Source organism: Myxococcus sp. CA056 (assembly GCF_013336715.1).
GTDB lineage: Bacteria > Myxococcota > Myxococcia > Myxococcales > Myxococcaceae > Myxococcus > Myxococcus llanfairpwllgwyngyllgogerychwyrndrobwllllantysiliogogogochensis.
This window is the reverse complement of the sequence record NZ_JABUMT010000001.1, coordinates 1,151,054-1,174,150: the sequence shown is the minus strand read 5'-3', so window position 1 is coordinate 1,174,150 and position 23,097 is coordinate 1,151,054. Positions and strand designations below refer to the sequence as shown.

The window sequence follows — 23,097 nt, the reverse complement described above, 5'->3', positions numbered from 1 at the left end:
GCTCGCGATGAATCAGAACCTGGAATCGCTCAAGGCGCGGGTGGCGCGTCTGTCGGTGATGATTTTCGACATCGACGGGACGCTCACTGACGGACGCATCTTCTGGGTGCCCAACTCCGGCTGGACGCAGATGTACAGCGTGCGGGATGGCATGGGCATCAAGCGACTCCAGGAGGTGGGCATCGAGGTGGCTGCCATCTCCGGGGGCGACAGCCTGTCCGCGCAGATGCGCATGCAGTCGCTGGGCATCAAGCATGTGCACTTCGGCAGCCAGGACAAGGTGGCGCACTTCGAGAAGCTCCTGGCGCTGCTGAACGTCTCCGCGGAGCACTGCGGCTACATGGGTGACGAGGTGGTGGACCTGCCGCTGCTCAAGGCCGTGGGCTTCTCCTCCGCGCCGCCCGAGGCCCCCGACGAGGTGCGCGCGCAGGTGCATTACGTCGCCCAGAAGCCCGCGGGCTTCGGTGCCGCGCGCGAAGTGTGTGAGTTCATCCTTCGTCACCGGCCGTAGCCACTCGCGGGCCTGCGTGGACGGAGGCGAGGGGACTTGGATGAGAAGCCCGTGGGCGTGATGAAGGTCTCCCGGCCCTGGTGGTTCGTCGCGCCCGTCTTCGCGACTTGCGTCGGCCTCTGGGCGGCGAGTGCTCACGGTGTCCGTCCCGCCGCGTTTCTTCCGAACCTCGTGGCCATCGTGTTGGGCGGCGCGGGCTTCATGCTGCTGACGCGGGGCCCGTGGGAGTCGCATCGCCGGGCGGAGCGCGTGCTCCCCGTGCTCGCGTGTCTCGCCATCGCCGCGACGTTGGCCGCGCCGGGGCTGGAGGGTGTTCATCGCTGGTGGTCGCTGGGGCCCGTGCGAGTCAACGCGTCAGCGGCCTTCCTGCCGTGGCTGTTGCTCGGCGTCGCGTCTCGCGGGGGCTGGCCTCCGTGGCTCGCGTGCGGGCTCATGGTGTTGGTGCAGGGATTTCACCTCCTGCAACCGGATGCCTCGCAGGCCACGGCGCTCGCGCTCGCGACGCTGCCGTTGCTGGTGGGGGGCGACTTCGTGAACAGGCGCATGGGCATCCCCATCGCGATGGGGATGCTGGGGCTCGCGGTCGTCACCTGGACGCGGAGCGACCCGCTCGCTCCGGTCGACCATGTGGAGCGCATCCTCGTGCTCATCGTTTCGCGAGGCGCGCTGGGGGTGTTCCTGGCGATTGCCGCGATGACGGGGTTGTTGCTCCCGGGACTCCTCGCGGCGCGGAGTCGGGATTCGCGGACCGCGCGACTGGGCGTCGCCTTCGTCCTGTATTTCGCCGCGCTGGTGGGCTCGACGTTCTTCGGAAACTTTCCTGTGCCCGTCCTTGGCGCGGGCGCGGGGACTGTTCTCGGTTGGTGGGCGATGCTCACCGTGCTCGGCGTACATGTGCCAGCGCTTCGAGAGTGAAAAGAGGGCGTTGGCACCGCCGCCAACCCGCGCCGCGGTGTTGAGAATCGTCACTTCGTGAAAAGTCCGCCGGGTCGCTTGCCCGCACGGGTTGTCGCGTCAGGGGGGCCTCCCTAGTTTGGGTTTCGCGCGAGAGGCTTGCGGATGGCGCGAGACACGTGGGAGGCGATGTGGGGATGCAGAGGTGGCTCGGGCTGTCGGTGGTGGTGGTGGGCCTCTCGGTGACCACGGGGTGCTCGACGCCCTCGGAAGAGTCCCAGGAGCGGCTCGCGGCGTTGGAGGCGGAAGCCGAGCAGCTGGACGCGGTGTTGGACAATGTCGAGGAGCGGCTCCTGGGCAACCAGGCCATGCTCCAGACGTGGCAGGAGATGGGGCGTCGTCACCAGGAAGTGACGCAGCTGCATTGTCAGACTTCGGAACCGCACATGCTGGCGCGCATGAAGCACTACGAGAAGATGGAAGAGCGCGTGAAGCAGATGCGGCGTCGCAGCAGCGTGGCCGCGGTGGACACGGTGCTCACCTCCGGCAAGTCGTCCAAGCGCCAGCGTGGCGCCAACTGACGCGCGCTTCAGAGGCTCATGCGCTCACGGAAGCGCTGGGATTGACGGCGTGACATCTCCACCTCGGTGCCTCCGCGCAGGCGCGCCACCAGCGTGCCTCCGGGGCCGGGCTCCAGGGTCTCGACGAAGTCGAGGTTGATGAGGTGCTGGCGACTGGCGCGGAAGAAGCGCGCCGGGTCCAGCTTCTCTTCCAGGTAGCTCAGCGAGCGCAAGAGCAGCGGCTGATGTCCCTCCAGGTGCAGCCGGGCGTAGTTGCCCTCGGAGGTGATGAGCGGCACCTGCGCGAGCTGCACCAGCCAGCAGCGCTCACCGTCTCGAACGAAGACCCGCTCCAGGGATGCGTCCTGGGTGCGTGAAGGCGCGTGCGGTACATGGCCGCCGCGCTGGCGTACCCGTTCCAGGGCCTCGGCGAGTCGCTCCGCCTCGATGGGCTTGAGCAGGTAGTCGAGCGCGTTGACGGAGAACGCACGCACCGCATGGGCGTCATACGCGGTGGTGAAGATGACGTCCGGAGGCTCGTCGAGTCGGGCCAGCACGTCGAAGCCCGTACCGCCTGGCATCTGGATGTCGAGCAGCAGCAGGTCCGGCTCCAGGGCCTCCACCTGTCGGCAGGCGTCTTCCACGTGGGTGGCTTCACCCACCACCTCCACGTCAGGGAAGGCGGCCAGCAGTCGGCGCAGCTCGGCGCGGGCCAGTCGTTCGTCGTCGACGATGAGGACTCTCATGAGGGCAGGGGAATCCGGACGCGCGCCGTGGTGAGCGCCGCATGTGTCTGGTCGAGCAGGAGCGAGGCGTGGGCGCCGCACAGCAGGCGCAGTCGCTCGCTCGCGTTGTGGAGGCCCACGCCGTTGGAGTGGGGCGCGGTGGGAGTGCCGAGAGGCGCGGCGGTATTGGCCACCTCCAACAGCAGCGCGCCTCCGTGAACGTGGGCGAACAGGCTCACTTCGCCACCTTCCGGAGTCCGCGCGATGCCGTGCTTGATGGCGTTCTCCACCAGCGTCTGGACCAGCATGGCGGGCACGGGGATGTCGAGCGCTTCCGGGGCCACGTCCTCGCGCACGCGAAGGCGTTCGTCGAGCCGGATGGCCTCCAGGCTCAGGTAGTCACGCACCACCTGGAGCTCCTGGGACAGTGGCACCGTCTCGGGGCCGCGCGCGGAGAGGGCGTGGCGGAGCAGGGAGGACAGGCGCGTCACGGCCTGCTGCGCGCGGGCAGGGTCCTCGACGATGAGGGCGCGCACGCTGTTGAGACAGTTGAAGAGGAAGTGGGGTTGGAGCTGGGCCTTGAGGAAGCGCAGCTCCGCTGTCTGGGCCGCGGCCTGCTGTTGCCAGCGCTCGCGCTCCATGGTGCGGGCCCGGTCCACGAAGTGGACGGTGAAGTAGGTCAGCAGCCACATCAGCATCACCACGGCCCAGAACGAGACGCCGGTGATGGCGAAGGCGAAGGAGAAGTCCTCGGGCTTGTAGAGGCCGAGCACGGGGTAGGCCAGGAAGAGGCCCACGGCCTGCTGGATTGCGCCCAGTCCCACGCACGCGAGGACCACGCGTGGCGCCAGGCGAAGCAGCGGGAGTCGCACCCACGCGCGAAGGTTCAGCGGGGCTCGGGCGAAGTGCGTGATGACTCCGCCCGAGAGACTCATCGCGAGGGTCCACAACGAGCGGGGCAGCAGTTGCTCCGTGCCTCGCGACAGGGCCACCACCGTGAGGAGGGTCAGCAGGATGTTCACGAGACCGTAGAGGCCCCAGCCGCCCACCTGGCAGGCCGCATACACCTTGGCGCGTCGGGATGACATGCGAGCTCCTGCCTTGCGTGGGACCAGAGTTCACCACGCTCAGCGCCGTGACTCCACGGGAGCGGTGGTCTTCAGGAAGCCCTCCAGCGTGGCGAGGAAGCCCTGGGGGTCGTCCCACATGATGAAGTGCCGGGCCGTGTCGTGCATGACGACACGCGCGGTGGTGAGGGTCTGGTACTGGCCGCGATAGTTGGCCTCCACGGCCTCGCGCGGGACACGACCCTGGAAGGCCACCCACGAGCCGAGCACGAAGGTGGGCGCGGTGATGCGCGACAGCTCCGGACGCAGGTCGGTGATGCTCATCTCGTACATCGCCTGCGTCACCGTCTCCGGGTCCGAGTCCGCGCCCCAGCGCGCGGCGACCTCTCGTCGTGCCTCATCGGAGATGTAGACCTGCAGCGCGTGACGCGAGCCCTGGCTGCGCTGCTCCACGGTCTGCATGCGCATCTGGGTGCGGAACTGCTCGGCGAACGGCTTCGAGGTCTCCACGGTGGCGCCCGGGTACATCAATGCGGGCAGGAAGGGCACGCTGTCCACGATGAAGACGCCGCCCACCAGGTCCGGTGCGTCGGCGGCGAGGCCGAGCGCCAGCGCACCGCCCAGGCTGTGTCCGACGATGATGGGCTTCTTCAGTCCCTGCGCGCGAATGTACTCGGCGAGCGCGCGCCGCATGGTGGGCAGGAAGGGCGCGGGGACCGACGGCTGGCCCGCGAAGCCGGCGAGGGTGAAGACGTGGCAGTCGTACTGAGTCTGGAGCCTGGCGACCGTCTCCTCCCACACCTCGCCCGACGACGCGAGACCGGGGATGAACAGCACGGGCTGGCCCTGTCCGGAGCGCTTCACCGCGAAGGGCGCAGTGGGAGTGGCGGCGCTGCTGGCGCCGGAGGTGGTGGCGCAGCCGAAGATGAGGGGCACGGCGACGAACGCCGCCAGGAGGAGGGCACGAGACATGGAGGACTCCCACGAACTGGACGCCGCCGGGATGGCGGTGCCGGGCGAGGAAGAAGGTACGCGCCGGGCAGCCAGGAGCCCCGGATACTCCATGAGCGGTTCTGGTGCGGGATGAGTGGTGGAGGGGCCGGGCGGCTGGCGTGGAGACGGGCTTCTCGTGCAGGCTCATCGGTCAGGGCTTTGGGAAAGGAACCGCTGTGTCGCCGCCACCTTCCACGCAGTCCGCCTCCGAGGAAGCGTTGACAGGGCAGGTGCCCGCGCCGCCCGCCGCGGTGACTTCCGGACCGCCGTTCGCGGAGTACCTGGCGCGGCGGTTGATGGCCGACAAGGGCTTTCAGCCCGGCACGCATACAGAGGCGGCGGAGTTGGTCGATGCGTCGGACGCGGTGCTCACGTATTCGGACGGGTACTCATGCGTCATCGTCTGCATCGTGGACCGGGAGCGTGAACCCTCGCGGCGCTTCACGTTGGAGACCTCGGCGCTGGAGCGCGTGGGCAAGGCGTGTCTGCACTACTCGGGCACGGTGAGTGGGACGAAGCTGCCCGTGGGCCTTCAGCTCATCGAAGTGGGGAGCGGGCCCGCGACGCGGGAGGACCAGGAGCGGTTGGAGCGTCACCGGCTCGGCATGTTCAACAAGGTCCACCTGCATGCGATGCACGTGGACGTGTCTTCTGGCGAGGTGTGGGCGAACACGTGGCGGCGCGCGATGGTGTCGCGTGGCTACGTGAGAGGGTTGCTCCGGGAGCCTCGCGTGGTGGAGGGGCAGGAGGTCGAGGTCGCGGAGGCCATCGAGCGCAAGCCGGTGCTGACGGTGGCGTTGTTGGTGGCGCTGGCGCTTGGCTTCGCGGCGGAGCACCTCTTCGCCGTGGGCTCACCGGGCACGGGGCTGCTCGCGCCGGGGCTCCAGACACTGGTGGGATTGGGAGGATTGGTCTCGGGGCTGGTGCTGGAGCATGGCCAGTGGTGGCGCCTGTTCCTGGCGCCGCTGCTGCATGGAGACCTCATCCACCTGCTGCTCAACGGCTTCTGCCTCTGGTTTGGGGCGATGGTGCTGGAGAGCATGGTGGGCCGAGCGTGGCTGGGGGTGTTGCTCGTCGTGAGCGCGCTGGGCGGCGGGGCGTTGTCGATGGCTCTCAATGGGGATGCGGTGGTGTCGGTGGGCGCGTCGGGGGCACTGATGGGGCTCCTGGCGGCGGTGTTGGCGGTGAGCCGACGTCTGCCCGTGGGACCGGGCCGTGTGGAGGTTCAGATGATGGTGCTGCGGCTGCTGGTGCCTTCACTGATTCCCATCGCCGTGTCGCGCACGGGGAATCAGGTCGACTTCGCGGCGCATGTGGGAGGCGCCCTCGCGGGAGGCGTGGTGGGGCTGGGGCTCGCGCGGGTGTGGCGGCGTGAGGACGCGACGCCACCCGGGACGCGGTGGGCGGGCGCGGTGTCCTTGTTGGCACTGGGCGCGGTGGTGGTGAGTCTTGTCTTCGCGGCGGGCTTTCGCGAGGACCTGGCATCGATGCACTGGCCTTGATTCAGGCGAGTGACGGGCCCAGGGAGGAGAGGAACTCGGGGTGCCCTACCGTGCGCGCAGCTCTTCTCGAATCTCCATGAGGATGCGGCCCAGCATGTTCTTGCCGCGGCCATCTCCGCCGTCGCCCCAGTAGTCATCCTGGTCGGTGTGCTCGACGAGCTTCGCGTCGCCGGTCTCCAGCAGGAGCCGGGCAAGGTCCTCGTGTTGGGTGAACTTGGCGCGCACGGCCTCGCGCATGACGGAGACCTTGATGGACTCCCAGTCCCGTCGGAGCTTGCGCTTGCGGTCCCTGCCCAGGCGGGCCGCGAGCATCGGAGTCCGGGCCTGTCGGACGGCTTCCTCGTCCGTGGGGTCTTCGAACTTCCGGGCCTGGAAGGAGTGCTCGCTGGTGGGCCACGTCTTGCCACCCAGCTTGATGGGGTAGGGCGCGAAGTTCGAGCACCAGCCGTGGTCGTCGGTGACGCTGTAGAAGTGGATGGCGTCGGTCATGTTGATTCACCTGGGTGTGAGCCAAATCCTACCGGCATTGTGCCGGGTACTTCGTGACACGCTTGCTTTTCAGGCTTCACCGTCTGTGGTGAGGGTGCAAGGGGTCTCCCGGTAGGCAGACGAGCAGACACACCGTTCCGTGACGGCGTGGGCGAATCCAGGTAGAACCGCCGCCGTGAGACGCGCCACGCACGCAGTCCTCGCCGCCATCGGAGCGGGGTTGCTGGGATGCAACGACCTGGAAGTCTGCGGTTCCACGGCCCAGGACGTCACCCGTGAAGACGGGAGCGTCTTCCGCTGTGTCACGTCCGAGGACTGCCCTCGCACCTCCCGCGTCGACGTGTGCGTCACCGACGTCTCGCCCATCGCCGAGTGTGTAAGCTGCGAGGATTCGCGGTGCGTCACCGTCACTCCGGAGAAGTGCTAGTGCGGGCGCTCCGGTTCGCCCTCGTCGCGTTGGCCCTGGCGGGCGCCGGGTGTCGTCGCGACAAGCCTGTCGACCACCTCCAGAGAGCCCGCGACGCCATCTTCGAGAAGCGTCCCGACGAGGCCCTCGTCGAATACCGCAAGGCGTTCGACATGCTGCGCCACGACAGCTCGCCGGAGGCGCTCGTGTTGCGCGCCCGCTCGCTGAAGGGCGCCGCCGACGTCTACTGGCTGGAGCAGCGCAAGGTGAAGGAAGCCGTGGGCGTCTACCGCGAGCTCATCCAACAGTGCCCCGAGTCCCCCGAGGCACTCGAGGCCCGCATCATCCTCGCGGAGCTGCTGCGGGTGCACTACCGCGACCTGCGCGGCGCCATCGACCAGCTCACCGCCGCGCTCCAGCGCAATCCTCCGCAAGGCGCGGAGCTGCACTACCAGGTGGGCAAGCTCTACTTCGAGCTGGGCGACTATCAGCAGTGTGAGCTGGAGACGCGCCGCCTCGTCGAGCGCTTCGCCACCAGCGTCTTCGTGGACGACACCCTGTTCCTCCAGGCGCAGGCCATCGCGATGATGGAGGGCCGACGTCAGGAGGCCTCGCGCGCCTTCGCGGACCTGCGCACGCGCTTCCCGGACTCGGAGCTGTCCCCGCACGCCCTCTTCGAGATGGGCAAGCTGCGCTCGGATGCGGGCGAGCACGAGAAGGCCATCGAGACCTGGGTGGAGACGCTGAAGACGCACCCGGACCCGACGCTCGTGCAGGACTACATCGCCCGTGCGCGCAAGCGCATCGCCAACACCACGGCGGAGGGTGTGGGCGAGCGTGAGGTGGCCTTCGACCGGGCCCGTCCCGCGCGCTCCTCGCTCGAAGCCGTGGGCGGCAGGCCCGAAGAGGCGGCGCACGAGCACGACTGACGAGGGGCCCATCCAGGGCGCCTACGCCGGTACGTCCAGCACCGCCTCCAGCAGGGGCGCCGCCACCGTCGGGTCATCCGCGTCCGCCACCAGCAGCAGGTGCACGCGGCCACCTTCCACCCGCGCGTCCACGCCCTCCAGCTTCACCTTCGCGTCCACCGAGTCCAGGAACAGCGGCGTCCCATCCGGCGCCAGCAGCCCCACCGCGGAGCCCGCCACCGGGCCATCCGCGTAGGCATTCCGGGTGTCCTCGGCCGTCGCGGTGAAGACGAGCCGCCCATCCGGCAGCGGTGACGCATCGGTGAAGGACAGCCGCACCCCGCCGGCGTGGCCCAGGTCCCAGCGCCGAATCGTGCGCAGCACCTCCGGACCCAGCGCGCCCACTTCGATTCCGCGCAGCGCGCGCTCGCGGTCCAGGTCCACGAGCGCGTCCACGCCCGCGTCCCCATTGCCCCGCTGCAACAGCCGCAGGCGGCTGCCCACCATCGCCGCGCCCTCGATGTTGAGCGAGCCCAGCTCCCGGCCAATCTGCTGGTACAGCGCCGAGCAGTCCACCGTGCGCGCCTCGCCCGCGAGCGCTCCCTCCGCGCTCAACGGCAGCACGGCGCCGCGCATGCGCACGGAGGAGGAGCCCGACGGCAACGCGAGCAGGGCCCCATGAGGTGCCCCGGCGAAGGGCCCCAGCGCGCAGAGCACCTCCAGGTCGGGCTTGGCCGCCTTGCGTGCCTGGGTTTCCTCCGGCAGCTCGCCCGCGAAGAGTCGCGCGAGTCGTCCCGGGGCGTCTCCGCGCGCGGGGAACGTCGCCAGGTGCAGCGAGTCGTCCGCGACGACGTAGAGCCACTCCCCCACGCGCACCAGTCCACTGGCGGCGGAGACATGGGCGATGCGGCCCGGAGACTCAGGGGCCTCCAGGGTGAGGGTGCGCCGAAGGGTGGTGCGAATCATGGCCGGACCTCCCGCGAGGGATGTGGCTCGCGCCTCTAGAGCAGCGTGCCGCGCAGCAGGAGGCTGGCGACGGTGAAGTAGATGACCACGCCGCTGACGTCCACCAGCGTGGCGACGAAGGGCGCGGAGGCGCTCGCGGGGTCGAACCCGAAGCGGCGCAGCACCAGGGGCAGCATGGAGCCCGCGAGCGTTCCGAACGTCACCACGCCCAGCACGGAGAGCGCCACCGCGCAGCCCAGCAGGAAGGCGTGCTCGCCATAGGCGCCGGACACCTCCTGCCACAACACGATGCGGCCCAGGCCCACCGCGCCCAGCACGAAGCCCAGCACCAGCCCGGAGAGCACCTCGCGCCGGGCCACGCGCCACCAGTCCTTCAGCCTCATCTCGCCGAGCGCCAGCGCGCGGATGATGAGCGTAGAGGCCTGGCTGCCGGAGTTGCCGCCGGAGGAGATGATGAGCGGCACGAAGAGGCTGAGCACCACCGCGCGCTCAATCGCGCCCTCGAAGCTGCTCATGGCCGTGGCGGTGAGCATCTGTCCGAGGAAGAGGACGAGCAGCCAGCCGATGCGCTTCTTCAGCATGCCGAAGAAGCCCACCTCGAAGTAGGGGGCCTCCAGGGCCTCCATGCCGCCGACCTTCTGGATGTCCTCGGTGGCCTCTTCCTGGACGACGTCGACGATGTCGTCCACCGTGACGATGCCCTTCATCCGGTTCTGCTCGTCGAGCACGGGCAGGGCCATGAAGCCGTGCTCGGCGAAGAGCTGGCTCACCACTTCCTGGTCCGTGTTCTCCGACACCGTGATGACGTCGTGGTGCATGACGTCCGCGACCTTCTTGTCGCTGGCGGCCTGGAAGAGCTGGCGCAACGAGAGCACGCCCTGCAGCCGCTGCTCCGCGTCCAGCGCATAGGCGTAGTAGACGGTCTCCACCTTCTCCCGCGCTTGCTTGCGCAGATAGCCGATGGCCTCGTCGATGGTCATGTCCGGCCGCACGCGGGCGAAGCGCGGGTTCATCAGACCGCCGGCGTCGTCCTCCGCGTAGGCCAGCAGCACGTTGACCTCGCGCCGGCTCGCGTCGTCGAGCTGCGCGAGGATGGCGTCGGCCTCCTCGGGCTCCACCGCCTGCACCAGGTCCGCCAGGTCGTCGGGGGGCAGCAGCCGCACCCACGTGCGCCGCTCCGATGTCGGGAGGTGGAGGATGAGTTCAGCCTGCTCGCGCGCGGACAGGGCGAGGAAGAAGTCGTCCGCCACCGCGGTCGGCAAGAGGCGGAAGCCCTCCAGGCGCTCGTCGATGGAGAGCACCGGCCACGCTTCATGGAGCTCCTCCATGGAGAGCGAGGCGCTGAGAGGGCTGTCCATCATGGGGCTCGCCTCCGAGGGTGGGAGCGCGCGGCCAGTCGCGACGCGCCGGCCTCTCTACACCCGCACGGAGGGCACTGCGAGAGGCAGGCAACCATCTCCCCTCGCTTTTTCCGAACCTGTCACCAGCCTGGGGCCGTGGACCGTTCGTGGGAGCCCCAGCCAGTCGCTTCCGGGGCTCGGACCGGTGGATTCAGGGCAGGGCCTGCTCGTAGACCGTGGTGAAGCCGACAGTGGGGCGCGAGTCTCCGCCCCAATGAAAGCGGGGTGAGGTGGCGCGAGCGCCCTCGGCGAGCGGCATGTTGGTGGGCATCAGCTCCAGCCCCAGCGCGGACCTGTCAGGGAGGACCCTCGGCCGTGTCAACGCGGTGTTCTTCCGGGGGACGGCGTACAGGGCGGGGACGGTGAAGCCCCCTCGGAGGGGCGCGTCGGCCACGGCGATGGAGGCATCCAGGATGAGCGCGTTGCGTTCCTCGAGCCGCCCCTCGGAGATGCCCCAGCGATGCAGCATGCGTCCGGCGTTCAACGTGGGGATGTTGACGCCGACCTGGGTCCACAGGATGCCGTCCTCCATCCCCACGGGTCTGCCGCGTACGAGAGCGCACAGCAGGCCTTCGGGCAGGAAGGCCCCGTCCGCTCCGACCTTGAAGGTGCAGGCCGTGCTGTTGTCGATCGGCCCGGGCTGACTCACCACCAACACCTGGTCCTCCGCCGCGCGCACCAGCAGCCCCACCGCGCTGTCCAGGCCAAAGGGTATCCGAGGCTGCCCTGTCGCCCAGAAGGCGGGAGTGGGGGACTCAAGCACCCCGGTGTCGGTGAAGACGAAGCGGTGCAGGAGCTCGGCGTCCAGGACCACCAGCTCGTTCTCCGAGGCCAGTCGCGACTGGATGACCTTCACGCCCGTCGTCGTGCTCAGCAGCAGCGAGCCCGTCAGCTCCAATTCGGAGCCCGTATCCACGTACCGGCGCACCCGCCCATCTCCCACCACCCAGACGACGTTGCCCGACACGGCCACATCGGGAGGCGTGGCGCCGGTGCCCAGCCGCAGGGGCCGGTCGGAGGGGCTGCGCAAGGCGACCCCGTCACACAGCCACAGGCCGTGCGCGGTGCGCTCGAGCTGGCCACACCGGGGCAGGGGCAGGGTGACGGGGGAGGGAGCCCCCGCCCAGTGGCTCGCCGCATAGACGCCGAGCTGCCGGATGCCACCCACCGGGGTGAAGGCGAGGATGACGTGGTGCCGACCCACGACGGTGGGCGTGAAGCTCAGCGTGGCCACCGTGCCTGACGCCTGCAGGGAGACCTCGGAGGGGATGAGTTGGTTCTCCGGGTCGAAGACCTCCGCGGTGGCGGTGTCGGGAGCCTGGGCCGTCTTGCCGCTTTCGCACTGGAGCGTCCGGGTGGCGATGTCCACGCGCATCGCCGCGGGAGCGCCCACCGGGACGAGCAGTGGGTCGATGCCTGGCGCTTCCCCTGGGAGCGACAAGTTGCAGAGGGCCGGTTCATCGTTCTGCGCACAGCCAGGGAGGGCGAGCAGGGCGGCCAGGGCGAGGGGGAGGGTGGTCTTCATCCGAGGGGGTCTCACCCCGACGTCGGCGTCCCCTCCGGCCAGGGGGAAGCGGCGCGGGCTTCGTCCTGACTCATACCCCGAACCGGAAGCCCGGTCAGCCCCGGTGCGACAAGGGTGTCGCCTCGCGGATGCTGGTGTGTGCGGGGCAATCCCTGTCTGAAAACACTCGCATGTCAGGGATGAAATATCCGCGCGTCATTTCTCGATGAAAGGAGCGGTGACCATGACGACGGCGAACCTGACGAGCCCGATGAACCCCGAGATTCTGAACGACACTGTCAGCGGCATCGATGCGCTCGCGCCCGCCGGTCTTGCCACCGCTCTTGCTCCAGCCCTGCTGGGAGATACCGCCGGCGGTCGTCCGGCCGGAACCTGACTCTTCCGCGCCCGTTCTCGAACGTGGCACGGCAGGCAGGGCCGGGCTCCCGAAAGGGGACCCGGCCCTTCTCTTTTTCCGGGCACGCACCAGTACCAGCACACGCAGCCTTGGCCGAGAGGCGAGGCACCTGAGCGCCACTCAGGACGACGCGGGTTCAAATCCCGCAGGCTGCTTACTCAAAGACATTCATGGGGACGTAGCTCAGCGGGAGAGCACTCGGTTCGCATCCGAGCGGTCCCGGGTTCGAATCCCGGCGGCTCCACTCAATCACAGTTGTTGTTCGTGTCTGTTTCAAACGCCGCGGTAGCCCAACCTGGTAGAGGCGCTGCTCTCAGAATGCAGAGGTTGCGGGTTCGACTCCCGCTCGCGGCATGGTGGTTTCGGGACGTAGCTCAGCTTGGAATAGAGCGCACGCTTGGGGTGCGTGAGGTCGCTGGTTCGAATCCAGTCGTCCCGACTCGTTGCACGCAGTGGCTGTGAGTTTCCTGGATGTAGCTCAGTCTGGCCAGAGCGCACGGTTCGGATCCGTGAGGCCGCAGGTTCAAATCCTGTCATCCAGATGTGTCGTTCGTATCAGCTCCGGGATGCGATTGGATCGCAGCACGGCCGTCTACCGTGTGAACAGGGTTCGATTCCCTGTCGGAGCGCTGGCAGCACCCCTTCAGGGATCGTGGCTTAACGGGAGAGCACTCGGCTGGCGTCCGGGCGGTCCGGGTTCGATTCCCGGCGATTCCATTCACCTCAGGCGGACATGGGGGAGCAGATTTCCACCAGCACGCCGTTGAGGTCTTTCACGTAGGCCACCGTCTGTCCCCAGGGCTTCTGCTTGGGTGGATGGACGGGGCTCGCACCCGACTGCACCGAGCGCTGGAAGGCGGCCGCGACGTCCGGAGTGACGAGCGCCACCTCGACCGCGGCGGCGGTCTCCTTCGGCCGGTGGAAGCGCACGGTGAGGCCATTGTGGGCCGCCATCTCCTCCGACGCGAAGGCCAGGGCCGTGGTGCCCGTCTCCAGCTCTCCGTACGAGTTGCTCTCGTGGATGAAGCGCCGCTTCAGGCCGAACGCCGTCTCGTAGAAGGCGATGGTGGCGGGCACATCCGGGACGTAGAGGATGACATAGCCGAGCTGCATGGGAACGCTCCGAGGAGAAGGTGAGGTACCGCCAGGAGTCGCGGGTCTCTCATGCCCCCACTGGAGCGTCTTGAAGAATTCGGACAGGCCTCATTCCAGGAGCCCGGTGGGGGACACTCCCGCCAGCTCGCGAACCTCACGGGTGAAGTGGGACTGGTCCGCGTAGCCGCAGTCGAGCGCGAGGGTGCTCAGGTCCTGTTGCCCCGTGCGCAGGCGCGCGAGGGCCCGCTGGAAGCGGAGCACCCGGGCGAGCAGCTTGGGGGCCACCCCTGCCTCCTCCAGGATATCCCGATGCAGTGTCCGCTCGCTGATGCCCAGGGTGCGGGCGAGTGAGGACATGCGCACCTGCCCGGCGGACGACTGGATGCACTGCAGGGCATGGGTGGTGCGAGCCCTCGGCATGTATCGAGGGGAGGCGTTGCGAATCGAGAGCTCTTCTTGAAGCAGAGACATGGCGTGCTTCAGCGAGCGACAGGACGACAGTCGCTGCTGGAGGGCCCGAAACACCGGCGCGCATTCCTCCACGGGGACGTTCAGGTTCCGCAGCTCGCGAGGGCTCACTCCGAGCAACGCGAGCGCCCAGCCGGGCCTGAGTCGGATGCCGAGGTTCACTGAGCCCGGCTCGAGGTCGACGAGGGCGAAGCGCTCCATGGGGCCGACCACCGTCAGACGGGGCTCGGCACCTCGGCCGACGGCGCTGGCGTCGCGGAAGTGGACGATGAGGTCCGTGCAGCCGTCGGGGAGCACCCGGTGGACGCGGGGAGGTTCGCTTGCTCCCTGGGACGTCGGGGCCACGAAGCGCCAGAAGGCGTCCACCCGGTCCGCCAGGACTCCCGAGGGCGACACCTCCGTGTAGCCGCCCAACGCCTCACCCTCGTGCATCCCACACCCTCCACATGAAGGGAGGATAGCGCTGGAGGTCGGGCCGCGCGCGGGCCTTCACGACTGGGAGAACGTGGTGACGATGCCGCAGGGCCCGCAGGCCACCGCGTACAGCATGCCGATGTCGGAGAAGCATGCGTCCTCGTCCCGGACCTGCCCGGCGGCGCGCATGGGCTCGCCACAGTTGGGGCAGTCGAAGACATCCGGTGACTGAATCCAGGAGAGGGCTCCTCCGAGACGGTGGTGCTGTTCCCGCTCGCTCCGTGGAACGCTTCGTCGGATGCGCCCGGGGATGAGCTCCACCGTGCCCGTGGGTGGGGGGCGGATCTTGTGCGAATGCGGGGATTCAGAGACCTGGGAGACGGCCCGTCCCAGGGTTCCATCCCGTGACACCTCCACGTGCACCACGCCGCCCTGGAAGATGCAGGCGAGGCAGGTGGGCAGGCGCGTGGGCCAGGGGTGGCCCGTGGTGTCTTCATCGAGCCGGAGCGCGTCCACCAGTCCGGAACCGCAGGTCAGACAGGCGGCACCTACGGTGGGGAACCACAGCAGGCCCTTCGCCACGGGCGCGGGGCCGTCCTCGGACGCCTCGCTCGCGACACCTTCGAGACATATCCGTGAGTACAGATACACCAGCTCTCCAGAGGGGCGTCTTCCGACATCCGCCAGGAACAGCAGGTGGAGCGCCTCGCGTTGCTCCTCTTCCCCGAGCCCGGCCATCCACTGCTCCAGGGCGCGCAGGGCCTCGGGGTGTCCGCTGCGCCCGAGCGCGAGCGCGGCGGCGGCCACCGGGTCTCCCGGGGCTCGCTCCTGTCGCCCCGCGTCCTGGTGGCTCATCACCGAGCCCACGGGAGGCCCGCCACGATTCGGCGTCCAGTCCGTGCGCAGCTCCTGGGTGAGCGCGAGGGCGCGGTGCAGCGGTGCGTCCACCCAGGCCAGGCACTCCGGCTCCTCTTCGCGGGAAAGCTCGTCGAGGTATGGGTGGAAGAGGGCGGGCTCCAGCTCGACCAGGTGGGTGAAGGGCTCCTCGGCCAGATGGGAGGTTCGCTTCAGCTCCATCAGCCCTCGGGCCAGGCGCGAGCGCTCCTTGGCTGTCAGCGCCTCGTAGTCGGTGGACTCCGGCTCCTCGGAGAGCCCCACGGTGTCGAGCAGCGCTGCTTCCCGCTCGAAGCGGGCCTCCTCCTCGGCGGCCTCCTGCTCGAACTGGGAGAGCTTGTCCTGCTCCACTCGTCCGGAGCGATTCACCACCTTGGCACGCTCGCCACGGCCCAGCGGGTCGGGTTTGGTCTCCACGAGCCATACGTCGAGCCCTGTCTCAGGCTCGAAGTCGGTGCACGCCGAGGCGCCGAAGCGGACCTCGCCACCATCCTCCGTGCGCAGGGTGCCGATGCCGTCGACGGCGTTCCATGTGACAACGAGCGCCCGAACGGGGAGTCGATATGAACTCATGCTTGAGACGTTAAATCAGGGTTGCTCACGTGAATACACGGTTTGTCAGGAGCCAATTCTAGATGCGTCAGTCCAAGGCGAAAGGAGCGGTGACCATGCCGACGGTGAATCCGATGAGCCCGATGAATCTCAAGCGCAAGAACGACACTGTCCGCGGCATCGCCGTGCTGTTCGCGAACACCGAGCAGGACACCGCTTCTGAAGAGGATGAGTTCCTGGAAGGCATCGCGTCCTTCCGTGGAGCTCCACCCGGACTCTGAGCTTCCACGCCACGTCGACCGACGCGGCATGGCTCTCCGAGGCCGGGCTCCCAGAGGGGACCCGGCCTCTTCCTTTTCCCCGGGTCCCCTCACTCGCAGTACCCACTTGCCTCGTTCGTCTATCGGCGAAGGACACCGCACTCTCACTGCGGAAAGACGGGTTCGACTCCCGTACGAGGTACTTCCCCAAGCTGTCTCGCAGCAGCCAGTTGCCTCGTTCGTCTATTGGCGAAGGACGCCGCACTTTCACTGCGGAAAGACGGGTTCGACTCCCGTACGGGGTACTCACGCGGTTCTTCAGGTCTTGTAGCTCAGCGGATGAGAGCACTCGGTTGCGAACCGAGAGGTCGCAGGTTCGATTCCTGCCAGGACCATACGCAACATGCACGCCGAGCCAGCGGGTGACGGCCGCGGTCTGACGTACCGCCTTCGCCGGGTTCGACTCCCGGGGCGTGCACTCTCGATGCAAGCAAGGCGCGAGGAAATGCGCCCGCGCGTTGAGTCATTCATCCGGTTGTGGCAAGGAGTGACCCGCCCGCCATGGATGAGCCCACTTCAAACCTCGTAGATGTCTGCCTTTGCCTCGCGGCCCACCAGGGGCCGTGGTGGGCGAGGCCCGTCCGTGTTGCCTCGGGTCTCCACGCCGGAACGGGCGCGCCATGAGCGCCGTCACGCTGCAAATCAACCTGGCGCCCACGGACCACCCGCACGCGCGACTCATCCTGCCGCACCAGCTCCGTCAGCTCGGTCCCTCCGTGCGGGAAATCCTGCTGGTGCTGGACCTGCATCGCAGCCAGGGCAGTCGCTTCGCGGAAGCGTGGTTGGAGCGGAAGCCGAAGATGGAGGCGTTGCTCACGGAGCTGCGCGCCGCGGACCCTCGGGTGCGAGTGGTGGAAGTGGACTACTCGCCCGCCACCACCCAGGCCCTCTCCGAGCGCTTCTTCGGGGGCTCACGCCTGCCGATGAAGGACTCGCGCGGCGGCCCCTATCACTCCTATTTCTTCGGCGTGGCCCAGGCGGCGCACCGGCATGTCCTGCACCTGGACGCGGACATGCTCATTGGCGGCGGCTCACGGTCGTGGGTGGCGGAGGCGGCGGAGCAGCTCGCCGCGCGTGAGGAACTGGTGAGCTGCAGTCCGCTCTCGGGTCCTCCGAGGGCGGATGGCACCATTGGCGTGGACGCCCGCTGGTATGAGCCGGATGGCGCGCCCCAGGCGTTCCGTTTCCGTCGCTTCAGCAGCCGGGTCTTCCTGGTGGACCGCGACGCCATGACGCGGCGCCTGGGCCCGCTGCGCGCGCGACTGGCGCCCCCCATCCATGCCCTGCGGGCGCTGCGCGCCGGCAACCCCCCCTACCGGGAGCCGGAGAACCTCGTCACCCGGACCATGGCTCGCAAGGGACTGTGGCGGCTGGACTTCCTGGGCACGGGCCCTGGCCTGTGGACGCTGCATCCGCAGTACCGCTCACCCACGTTCTACGAGCGGCTGCCGGAGCTCATCGCTCGGGTGGAGTCGGGCGACATGCCCGACGCGCAGCGGGGCCAGGAGAACGTGCACGACAGCCTGGTGGACTGGTCCGATGTCCGCGCCGCGCGCAAGCGCTGGTGGCATCGGAAGTAGGAAGCTCACCCACTCGCGGCGGGACGCTCCGTGGCGCGAGCCAGCGAGGGCAGCGCGTCCGGCCGGTCCCACAGGACGAAGTGGCTGCACCCGTCCAGCGTCACCACGCTGAGCTCCGGCATCGCACGCTGCGCGCTCTCCAGCATGGAGGAGGACTCCAGCACCCGGTCCTTGCCCGGGACGAGCACCGTGCCGCGCCGAATGTTCCGGAACAGCGAAGCGTCGCGCTCCCGACTCCAGGCGCCGATGTCCAGCACGTTGGCCACCATGGTCGACACCCGCTTCGGGTTGAAGGGGAAGGCCATGATGAGTTCGCGCTTGCGAGCGTCCTCCAGCGGTCCCCAGGCGCCCCGGTTGTGGCGGGAGATGGGCGCGCGGCGCCACAGGGGAATGACGAAGGGCAGCAGCCAGACCTGCGAGCGCGTCATGCTCGTGTACGGCCGTGCTTGCGGGAGCACGGGGGCCTCCAGCACCACCTCCACGCGCTCGAACAGGTCCGGTCGCTGCTTCGCGGCCTCCAGCACAACGGCGCCCCCTCGCGAGTGGCCATGCACCCGCACCACGTCCGTCTTCGGCAGGTGCTCCAGTGCCTGCACCAGCACCGCGGCGTCGTGGGAGATGGTGCCCTCGGGCTGCGCTGGGACCTTCGCCCAGGGAGCGGGCTGCTCGCGAGGTGTGGTGATGGGCAGGTGGTAGTCGCAGCTCGTCACCAGGATGAGCTGGATGTCCGCCTCGCCGTAGTGGCGAGTGAAGTAGCGCATGTCCGCCACGAAGCCGTGCATGCCGATGACCGTGGCGCGGGGCTGCTCGCAGCGTCGCTCGGCGATGACCGCCTTGCCGACCCGGTAGACGTGCCCGTCGAAGGGCTCGCTCGGGCTGGGCGTGCCCTCCCTGCGCAGCAACCACTGCCGCAGGGCGAGCACGGAGACGGTGATGCCAGCAAGGACTCCGAATGCCACGTACATGCTTGCTCCCAAGGCGGGGTGGCGCCGGCGCCTCGCGGGGCCGGCTCAGCTCGCCTCGCGCATCATATTGCGCGCGATGACCAGTTGCTGAATCTGACTGGTGCCCTCGTAGAGTCTGAAGAGTCGCACATCCCGATAGAAGCGCTCGATGCCGTAATCCGCGATGTAGCCCGCGCCGCCGAAAATCTGCACCGCGCGGTCCGCGACGCGCCCCACCATCTCGCTCGCGAACAGCTTGCAGCAGGACGCCTCGGTGCTGATGTTCTGTCCCTGGTCCCTGCGCAGGGCCGCGTCCAGCACCATGCACCGGGCGGCGTAGGCCTCCATGCGGCTGTCGGCCAGCATCGCCTGGATGAGCTGGAACTCCGCGATGGGCTTGCCGAACTGCTCGCGCTCCATCGCGTAGCGGAGGCTCTCGCGGATGAGGCGCTCGGAGACACCGACACACACGGCCGCGATGTGGAGCCGGCCCCTGTCCAACACCTTCATCGCCGTCTTGAAGCCCTGGCCCTCCACGCCCCCGAGCAACTGGGTCGCCGGGACGCGACAGTCCTCGAACAGCACGTCGGCGGTGTGCGTGCCCTTCTGTCCCATCTTCCGGTCGGCGGGGCCGATGTGCAGCCCGGGTGTGCCTGCTTCGACGAGGAACGCGGAGATGCCACCCGCGCCCTTCTCGTCGGGGTTGGTGCGAGCCATCACCGTGAACAGCCCGGCCTCCGGCGCGTTGGTGATGAAGCGCTTGGTGCCATTGAGCACATAGACGTCACCGTCGCGCCGGGCCGTGGTCCTCAGCGACGACGCATCCGAGCCCGCGTTCGGCTCCGTCAGCGCGAAGGCGCCGACAATCTCTCCCGAGGCCAGGCGGGGCAGGTACTTGCTCTTCTGCTCCTCCGTGCCGTCCAGGATGATTCCCTGCGAGCCGATGCCGTTGTTGGTGCCGATGAGCGAGCGGAAGGCGGGCGACGTCTGTCCGAGCACGAAGGCCACCTGCACCTCCTGGCTCATGTTCAGTCCGATGCCGCCGTACTCCACGGGAGTGGACAGGCCGAACAGGCCCAGTCCGCGCATCTCCATGATGATGTCGGGAGGAATGGCGTCCTCATCCGCGACGCGATGCTCGTTGGGTATCAAGCGCTCCTTCACGAAGCGCTCCAGCATGGCGAGCAGCGGGTCCAGTGTGTCGTCCTCGCGAATCATGGCAGGGATTCCTTGTCAGCGGTGCTGGAGGGCCGCTTCGACGTTGCGGACGAGATTCACCAGACGGGGACCGATATCCAGGAGCAGTCGTTGGCGTGGGAGCAGGAATGACGGGCCGCCACAGTTGAAGGCCAGCAAGCCGCTGCCGTCCGGCGCGATGAAGGGCACGCCCACCGCGTTGACGTCCTTGTCCCAGTCTCCGACGGAGAGCGTGAAGCCGTGCGTGCGGTACTCCTCGAGCGACTTCTCGATGCTGGCCTCGATGCGCGGCCACTTCTCCGGCTCGCGCTTCGCCATGTGCCCCATGAAGTAGCGACGCTCGCCCTCCGGCAGCGCCGCGAGAATCGCCCGCCCCATGGCCGTGGTGCCTAGCGGCAGCCGTGAGCCGATGTCGAGCCGCAGCGTCACCGCCGCGGTGGAGCGACAGTGCTCCACGTACACGACGTTCAGACGGTCTCGACTGCCCAGGGACACCGGGACGTTGGCGTAGTCCGCCAGGTCCTGCATCAAGGGCCGCGCCACGTCGCGCACGCCCATGTTGGACAGCGCCGCGAAGCCCAGCGCCAGCACGCGGGTGCCGAGCTGGTACTTGCCCAGGCGCTGGGAATACGTGAGGTAGCCCAGCCGCGTCAGCGTGTGCGTGAGCCGGGAGATGGTGGGCTTGGGCAGCCCGGTGCTCGCCGCGAGCTCCTGGTTGCCGAGCATGGGGCGCTGAGGCGTGAAGGCGCGCAGGATTTCCAACCCGCGCGCGAGCGCCGTCACGAACTGACGGTCCTTCACTTCCTCTTCGCCCACCTGCTCCAGCGACTCCACGTAGGGGGCACCATCGTCATTGGGAGGGGATGAGAGGGCTGCGAAGCGTCGCATAGCGGTCCTGAAAGTGCGGGATTGCCTTCACGATAAACAGACAGTACAAATGGGTCAAGGTTTGCGAAACTCAATTTCGCACAGCGAAATTAGGGAGACCAGCCCATGGCCCAGGTGCTCATTGAGAAGCCAGAGGAAGGCGTCGCATTGGTGCGACTCCATCGCCCCGAGGTTCGCAATGCATTGGGGTTGGAGCTGCGTCAGGAGCTGGCTGCCTGCTTCCTGGAGCTGGGAGCGGACACGGCCGTTCGTTGCATCGTCCTGACGGGCGGACCGGAGTTCTTCGCCGCGGGCGCGGACCTGCGAGCGCTGGCGGAGGCGACGCCCGTGGAGCTGTTGCTCCGAGACACACATCGACTCTGGCAATCCCTGGTGGAGTGCCCCAGCCCGGTCATCGCCGCGGTGAATGGCTTTGCGCTCGGGGGTGGCTGTGAGCTGGCGATGCACGCGGACATGATTGTCGCGGGCGAGGGCGCCAGCTTTGGCCAGCCCGAGATTCGTGTCGGCATCATGCCGGGCGCGGGTGGCACTCAACGCCTGACGCGGGCGGTGGGGAAGTTCAAGGCGATGAAGCTGCTGCTCACCGGCGAGCCGATGACGGCCCGGGAAGCGGAGGCGATGGGGCTCGTCACGGAGGTCGTCCCCGACGCGGAGGTGCTGGAGCGGGCGCTGGCGCTCGCGCGGAAGGTGGCGCGCATGCCGCCCCTGGCCGTGCGGCAAATCAAGGAGGTCGTCCTCGCGGGGCAGGATGCGTCGCTGTCGGAGGCGCTCTTGCTGGAGCGCAAGGCGTTCCAGCTCCTCTTCGCGACCAGGGACCAGAAGGAAGGCATGCGGGCCTTCCTGGACAAGCGCAAGCCCGCCTTCGAGGGACGCTGACATGGTCGACGTCCAATCCTCCACGCTCACGCTGGGCCTCGTCGGCACCGGGGTCATGGGTCGCGGCATCGCCCAGCTCGCCGCGCAGGCCGGAATCACAGTGCGCCTGTTCGATGCCCGTCCCCGGGCAGCCGACGAAGCCCGCGCGAGCGTCGCATCGATGCTGGACTCGCTGGCGGCGAAGGGACGCTTGTCCCCCGAGGCCGCGCGCGCGGCGACGGCTCGGTTGGAGCCGGTTCCCCAGGAGTCGTCACTCGCGGGCTGTGACGTGGTGGTGGAGGCCATCGTCGAGGAACTCCGTGTGAAGCAGGAACTCTTCACGCGCCTGGAGGGAATCGTCGGTCCTGATTGCCTGCTGGCCACGAACACCTCGTCGCTGTCAGTGACAGCCATCGCCTCGGCATGCGAGCGCCCGGGGCGCGTCGGTGGCTTCCACTTCTTCAACCCCGTGCCGTTGATGAAGGTGGTGGAGGTCATCGAGGGCGCTCGTACGGAGTCCTGGGTGGGCGAGGCCCTGGTGACGCTGGCTCTGCGTCTGGGCCACCGGCCCGTGCGTGCGGCGGACACGCCGGGCTTCATCGTGAATCACGCGGGGCGCGGCTTCGGCACAGAGGCGCTGCGCATCCTCCAGGAGGGCGTCGCCTCCTTCGCGGACATCGACCGGGTGCTGCGCGAGGCGGCGGGGTTCCGGATGGGGCCCTTCGAGCTGCTGGATTTGACGGGGCTCGACGTCTCCCACCCGGTGATGGAGTCCGTCTACGAGCAGTTCTACCAGGAGCCGCGCTTCCGTCCTTCGTATGTGCTGCGGCAACGGCTCACGGCGGGACTGCTTGGACGCAAGAGCGGACGGGGCTTCTATTCACACGAGGGGGGCAAACCTCACGTCGAACCGGAGCCCGCGATTCCGTCGGGCGAGCGTCGGCCCGTGTGGGTCGCCGCCGATGAGCCTGGCTGGCGCGACGCCCTGCTGTCCCTGGTGCGCGCGGCGGGCTGGTTCCCGGATGACGGTGAGCGACCCGAGCCGGAGTCACTGTGTCTGGTGGCGCCGCTGGGGCGTGATGCGACCACCACCGCGTTGGCGCTGGAGGTGGACCCCGAGCGCACCGTGGCCGTGGACCTCTTGTTCGGCCCGGAGCGTCGCCGCACGGTGATGACGACGCCGGTGACGCGTCAGCCATTCCTGGACTCGGCGCTGGCGCTGCTCGCGGCGGACGGCACTGCGGTGTCGCGCATCCATGACAGCACGGGCTTCGTCGCGCAGCGCGTGCTCGCCACGCTCGTCAACATCGCTTGCGACATCGCGCAGCAGCGCATCGCGAGTCCCGAGGACATTGATGCCGCCGTGACGCTGGGGCTCGGCTATCCCCGAGGGCCGCTGGCCTGGGGTGACGCGCTCGGGCCTCGCAGACTGCTGAGGGTGCTGGAGGCCATTCACTCCGCCTCCGGAGACCCCCGTTACCGCGCCAGTCCGTGGTTGTCCCGCCGAGCCCGGCTCGGTGTCTCCCTCCTTACTCCGGAGAAGTGAC

At 68.6% G+C, this 23,097-nt stretch carries 24 protein-coding genes and 9 tRNA genes; 20 read left to right on the top strand and 13 right to left on the bottom strand.

The window, feature by feature from the left end:
• Nucleotides 1-7: 7 nt before the first annotated feature.
• The 3 genes from HUA76_RS04845 to HUA76_RS04835 all read left to right on the top strand — a co-directional run bounded on the left by HUA76_RS04845 (nt 8) and on the right by HUA76_RS04835 (nt 1,986).
• Nucleotides 8-511 (top strand): HAD family hydrolase, encoded by a 504-nt coding sequence (locus HUA76_RS04845; RefSeq protein WP_141645089.1) that lies wholly within the window; start codon nt 8-10, stop codon nt 509-511.
• Between the two features lie 36 nt (nt 512-547).
• Nucleotides 548-1,426: a hypothetical protein gene (locus HUA76_RS04840; protein WP_174460113.1), complete on the top strand. Its 879-nt coding sequence runs from the start codon at nt 548-550 to the stop codon at nt 1,424-1,426.
• A 176-nt stretch (nt 1,427-1,602) separates the two neighbouring features.
• Complete coding sequence (locus HUA76_RS04835) at nt 1,603-1,986, top strand: hypothetical protein (RefSeq protein WP_217439225.1); 384 nt, start codon at nt 1,603-1,605, stop codon at nt 1,984-1,986.
• A gap of 8 nt (nt 1,987-1,994) precedes the next feature.
• On the opposite strand, the gene HUA76_RS04830 is transcribed toward HUA76_RS04835, so the two are convergent.
• Genes HUA76_RS04830 through HUA76_RS04820 form a run of 3 tightly spaced genes read right to left on the bottom strand, consistent with a single transcriptional unit; the run spans nt 1,995 to nt 4,729 of the window.
• The gene (locus HUA76_RS04830) at nt 1,995-2,711 is read right to left on the bottom strand and encodes a LytTR family DNA-binding domain-containing protein (RefSeq protein WP_174460112.1); all 717 of its coding nucleotides are present in this window, start codon (nt 2,709-2,711) and stop codon (nt 1,995-1,997) included.
• Nucleotides 2,708-3,778 (bottom strand): sensor histidine kinase, encoded by a 1,071-nt coding sequence (locus HUA76_RS04825; protein WP_174460111.1) that lies wholly within the window; start codon nt 3,776-3,778, stop codon nt 2,708-2,710. Before HUA76_RS04825 ends, HUA76_RS04830 begins: the two co-directional genes overlap by 4 nt.
• 39 nt (nt 3,779-3,817) lie before the next feature.
• Nucleotides 3,818-4,729 carry an alpha/beta fold hydrolase gene (locus tag HUA76_RS04820; protein ID WP_174460110.1) on the bottom strand — a complete coding sequence of 304 codons (912 nt, stop codon included), beginning with the start codon at nt 4,727-4,729 and terminating at the stop codon, nt 3,818-3,820.
• Between the two features lie 197 nt (nt 4,730-4,926).
• On the opposite strand from HUA76_RS04820, the gene HUA76_RS46380 reads away from it, so the two are divergent.
• Complete coding sequence (locus tag HUA76_RS46380; protein WP_174460109.1) at nt 4,927-6,252, top strand: rhomboid family intramembrane serine protease; 1,326 nt, start codon at nt 4,927-4,929, stop codon at nt 6,250-6,252.
• 45 nt (nt 6,253-6,297) lie between these two features.
• Here the strand turns inward: HUA76_RS46380 and HUA76_RS04810 are convergent, their stop codons facing one another.
• Nucleotides 6,298-6,741 carry an NADAR family protein gene (locus HUA76_RS04810; RefSeq protein WP_174460108.1) on the bottom strand — a complete coding sequence of 148 codons (444 nt, stop codon included), beginning with the start codon at nt 6,739-6,741 and terminating at the stop codon, nt 6,298-6,300.
• A gap of 175 nt (nt 6,742-6,916) precedes the next feature.
• On the opposite strand from HUA76_RS04810, the gene HUA76_RS04805 reads away from it, so the two are divergent.
• Both HUA76_RS04805 and HUA76_RS04800 read left to right on the top strand, forming a co-directional pair.
• Nucleotides 6,917-7,168: a hypothetical protein gene (locus tag HUA76_RS04805; RefSeq protein ID WP_246137398.1), complete on the top strand. Its 252-nt coding sequence runs from the start codon at nt 6,917-6,919 to the stop codon at nt 7,166-7,168.
• Nucleotides 7,168-8,076: a tetratricopeptide repeat protein gene (locus HUA76_RS04800; protein WP_174457033.1), complete on the top strand. Its 909-nt coding sequence runs from the start codon at nt 7,168-7,170 to the stop codon at nt 8,074-8,076. Before HUA76_RS04805 ends, HUA76_RS04800 begins: the two co-directional genes overlap by 1 nt.
• A gap of 21 nt (nt 8,077-8,097) precedes the next feature.
• Here the strand turns inward: HUA76_RS04800 and HUA76_RS04795 are convergent, their stop codons facing one another.
• The 3 genes from HUA76_RS04795 to HUA76_RS04785 form a co-directional block, all read right to left on the bottom strand.
• Nucleotides 8,098-9,021, bottom strand: coding sequence for a hypothetical protein (locus tag HUA76_RS04795; RefSeq protein WP_174460107.1), 924 nt, complete (start codon nt 9,019-9,021; stop codon nt 8,098-8,100).
• 35 nt (nt 9,022-9,056) lie between these two features.
• Nucleotides 9,057-10,382, bottom strand: a complete 1,326-nt coding sequence (mgtE, locus tag HUA76_RS04790) for a magnesium transporter (RefSeq protein ID WP_141645100.1) — start codon at nt 10,380-10,382, stop codon at nt 9,057-9,059.
• Nucleotides 10,383-10,572: 190 nt separating this feature from the next.
• The gene (locus HUA76_RS04785; protein WP_174460106.1) at nt 10,573-11,946 is read right to left on the bottom strand and encodes a hypothetical protein; all 1,374 of its coding nucleotides are present in this window, start codon (nt 11,944-11,946) and stop codon (nt 10,573-10,575) included.
• 223 nt (nt 11,947-12,169) lie between these two features.
• Between HUA76_RS04785 and HUA76_RS04780 the strand changes: the two genes are divergently transcribed.
• The 7 genes from HUA76_RS04780 to HUA76_RS04750 all read left to right on the top strand — a co-directional run bounded on the left by HUA76_RS04780 (nt 12,170) and on the right by HUA76_RS04750 (nt 13,060).
• Nucleotides 12,170-12,322, top strand: a complete 153-nt coding sequence (locus HUA76_RS04780) for a hypothetical protein (RefSeq protein ID WP_174459644.1) — start codon at nt 12,170-12,172, stop codon at nt 12,320-12,322.
• A gap of 104 nt (nt 12,323-12,426) precedes the next feature.
• Nucleotides 12,427-12,498: transfer RNA gene (locus tag HUA76_RS04775), tRNA-Gly, on the top strand.
• 17 nt (nt 12,499-12,515) lie between these two features.
• A tRNA-Ala gene (locus tag HUA76_RS04770) sits at nt 12,516-12,587 on the top strand.
• Nucleotides 12,588-12,622: 35 nt separating this feature from the next.
• A tRNA-Leu gene (locus HUA76_RS04765) sits at nt 12,623-12,697 on the top strand.
• Nucleotides 12,698-12,706: 9 nt separating this feature from the next.
• Nucleotides 12,707-12,782, top strand: a tRNA-Pro gene (locus HUA76_RS04760).
• Between the two features lie 28 nt (nt 12,783-12,810).
• Nucleotides 12,811-12,885, top strand: a tRNA-Pro gene (locus HUA76_RS04755).
• Between the two features lie 104 nt (nt 12,886-12,989).
• Nucleotides 12,990-13,060 (top strand) — tRNA-Ala (locus tag HUA76_RS04750).
• A 6-nt stretch (nt 13,061-13,066) separates the two neighbouring features.
• Here HUA76_RS04750 and HUA76_RS04745 read toward each other — a convergent pair.
• The 3 genes from HUA76_RS04745 to HUA76_RS04735 form a co-directional block, all read right to left on the bottom strand.
• On the bottom strand, nt 13,067-13,456 hold the full coding sequence (locus HUA76_RS04745) for a VOC family protein (RefSeq protein ID WP_174457029.1): 390 nt from the start codon (nt 13,454-13,456) through the stop codon (nt 13,067-13,069).
• A gap of 90 nt (nt 13,457-13,546) precedes the next feature.
• Nucleotides 13,547-14,338 (bottom strand): AraC family transcriptional regulator, encoded by a 792-nt coding sequence (locus tag HUA76_RS04740; RefSeq protein ID WP_174457028.1) that lies wholly within the window; start codon nt 14,336-14,338, stop codon nt 13,547-13,549.
• A gap of 57 nt (nt 14,339-14,395) precedes the next feature.
• A complete protein-coding gene (locus HUA76_RS04735; protein ID WP_174460105.1) occupies nt 14,396-15,787 on the bottom strand; it encodes a hypothetical protein in 1,392 nt (463 codons plus the stop codon).
• A gap of 95 nt (nt 15,788-15,882) precedes the next feature.
• Between HUA76_RS04735 and HUA76_RS04730 the strand changes: the two genes are divergently transcribed.
• From HUA76_RS04730 to HUA76_RS04710, 5 genes are all read left to right on the top strand, one after another.
• Nucleotides 15,883-16,047 carry a hypothetical protein gene (locus tag HUA76_RS04730; protein WP_174457026.1) on the top strand — a complete coding sequence of 55 codons (165 nt, stop codon included), beginning with the start codon at nt 15,883-15,885 and terminating at the stop codon, nt 16,045-16,047.
• Between the two features lie 108 nt (nt 16,048-16,155).
• A tRNA-Glu gene (locus tag HUA76_RS04725) sits at nt 16,156-16,228 on the top strand.
• A gap of 30 nt (nt 16,229-16,258) precedes the next feature.
• Nucleotides 16,259-16,331 (top strand) — tRNA-Glu (locus tag HUA76_RS04720).
• Nucleotides 16,332-16,347: 16 nt separating this feature from the next.
• Nucleotides 16,348-16,421 (top strand) — tRNA-Arg (locus HUA76_RS04715).
• Nucleotides 16,422-16,706: 285 nt separating this feature from the next.
• Nucleotides 16,707-17,666 (top strand): hypothetical protein, encoded by a 960-nt coding sequence (locus HUA76_RS04710; RefSeq protein ID WP_174457025.1) that lies wholly within the window; start codon nt 16,707-16,709, stop codon nt 17,664-17,666.
• A 5-nt stretch (nt 17,667-17,671) separates the two neighbouring features.
• On the opposite strand, the gene HUA76_RS04705 is transcribed toward HUA76_RS04710, so the two are convergent.
• From HUA76_RS04705 to HUA76_RS04695, 3 genes are read right to left on the bottom strand one after another with little or no spacing between them, the layout of a single operon-like run.
• Nucleotides 17,672-18,631, bottom strand: a complete 960-nt coding sequence (locus HUA76_RS04705; protein WP_174457024.1) for an alpha/beta fold hydrolase — start codon at nt 18,629-18,631, stop codon at nt 17,672-17,674.
• A gap of 45 nt (nt 18,632-18,676) precedes the next feature.
• Nucleotides 18,677-19,828 carry an acyl-CoA dehydrogenase family protein gene (locus HUA76_RS04700; protein WP_141645108.1) on the bottom strand — a complete coding sequence of 384 codons (1,152 nt, stop codon included), beginning with the start codon at nt 19,826-19,828 and terminating at the stop codon, nt 18,677-18,679.
• Between the two features lie 15 nt (nt 19,829-19,843).
• Nucleotides 19,844-20,695: an IclR family transcriptional regulator gene (locus HUA76_RS04695; protein WP_141645109.1), complete on the bottom strand. Its 852-nt coding sequence runs from the start codon at nt 20,693-20,695 to the stop codon at nt 19,844-19,846.
• 105 nt (nt 20,696-20,800) lie between these two features.
• Between HUA76_RS04695 and HUA76_RS04690 the strand changes: the two genes are divergently transcribed.
• Nucleotides 20,801-21,571 carry an enoyl-CoA hydratase gene (locus HUA76_RS04690; protein ID WP_174457023.1) on the top strand — a complete coding sequence of 257 codons (771 nt, stop codon included), beginning with the start codon at nt 20,801-20,803 and terminating at the stop codon, nt 21,569-21,571.
• Nucleotide 21,572: 1 nt separating this feature from the next.
• Nucleotides 21,573-23,096, top strand: coding sequence for a 3-hydroxyacyl-CoA dehydrogenase (locus tag HUA76_RS04685; RefSeq protein WP_174460104.1), 1,524 nt, complete (start codon nt 21,573-21,575; stop codon nt 23,094-23,096).
• Nucleotide 23,097: the final 1 nt, after the last annotated feature.

Coding starts and splice junctions, on each gene's coding strand:
- HUA76_RS04700 (WP_141645108.1), bottom strand. CDS start 19,828: ATGATTCGCGAGGACGACACACTGGACCCGCTGCTCGCCATGCTGGAG.
- HUA76_RS04825 (WP_174460111.1), bottom strand. CDS start 3,778: ATGTCATCCCGACGCGCCAAGGTGTATGCGGCCTGCCAGGTGGGCGGC.
- HUA76_RS04690 (WP_174457023.1), top strand. CDS start 20,801: ATGGCCCAGGTGCTCATTGAGAAGCCAGAGGAAGGCGTCGCATTGGTG.
- HUA76_RS04740 (WP_174457028.1), bottom strand. CDS start 14,338: ATGCACGAGGGTGAGGCGTTGGGCGGCTACACGGAGGTGTCGCCCTCG.
- HUA76_RS04730 (WP_174457026.1), top strand. CDS start 15,883: ATGCCGACGGTGAATCCGATGAGCCCGATGAATCTCAAGCGCAAGAAC.
- HUA76_RS04845 (WP_141645089.1), top strand. CDS start 8: ATGAATCAGAACCTGGAATCGCTCAAGGCGCGGGTGGCGCGTCTGTCG.
- HUA76_RS04785 (WP_174460106.1), bottom strand. CDS start 11,946: ATGAAGACCACCCTCCCCCTCGCCCTGGCCGCCCTGCTCGCCCTCCCT.
- HUA76_RS04735 (WP_174460105.1), bottom strand. CDS start 15,787: ATGAGTTCATATCGACTCCCCGTTCGGGCGCTCGTTGTCACATGGAAC.
- mgtE (WP_141645100.1), bottom strand. CDS start 10,382: ATGATGGACAGCCCTCTCAGCGCCTCGCTCTCCATGGAGGAGCTCCAT.
- HUA76_RS04795 (WP_174460107.1), bottom strand. CDS start 9,021: ATGATTCGCACCACCCTTCGGCGCACCCTCACCCTGGAGGCCCCTGAG.
- HUA76_RS04835 (WP_217439225.1), top strand. CDS start 1,603: ATGCAGAGGTGGCTCGGGCTGTCGGTGGTGGTGGTGGGCCTCTCGGTG.
- HUA76_RS04810 (WP_174460108.1), bottom strand. CDS start 6,741: ATGACCGACGCCATCCACTTCTACAGCGTCACCGACGACCACGGCTGG.
- HUA76_RS04820 (WP_174460110.1), bottom strand. CDS start 4,729: ATGTCTCGTGCCCTCCTCCTGGCGGCGTTCGTCGCCGTGCCCCTCATC.
- HUA76_RS04830 (WP_174460112.1), bottom strand. CDS start 2,711: ATGAGAGTCCTCATCGTCGACGACGAACGACTGGCCCGCGCCGAGCTG.
- HUA76_RS04685 (WP_174460104.1), top strand. CDS start 21,573: ATGGTCGACGTCCAATCCTCCACGCTCACGCTGGGCCTCGTCGGCACC.
- HUA76_RS04780 (WP_174459644.1), top strand. CDS start 12,170: ATGACGACGGCGAACCTGACGAGCCCGATGAACCCCGAGATTCTGAAC.
- HUA76_RS04705 (WP_174457024.1), bottom strand. CDS start 18,631: ATGTACGTGGCATTCGGAGTCCTTGCTGGCATCACCGTCTCCGTGCTC.
- HUA76_RS04745 (WP_174457029.1), bottom strand. CDS start 13,456: ATGCAGCTCGGCTATGTCATCCTCTACGTCCCGGATGTGCCCGCCACC.
- HUA76_RS04710 (WP_174457025.1), top strand. CDS start 16,707: ATGAGCGCCGTCACGCTGCAAATCAACCTGGCGCCCACGGACCACCCG.
- HUA76_RS04695 (WP_141645109.1), bottom strand. CDS start 20,695: ATGCGACGCTTCGCAGCCCTCTCATCCCCTCCCAATGACGATGGTGCC.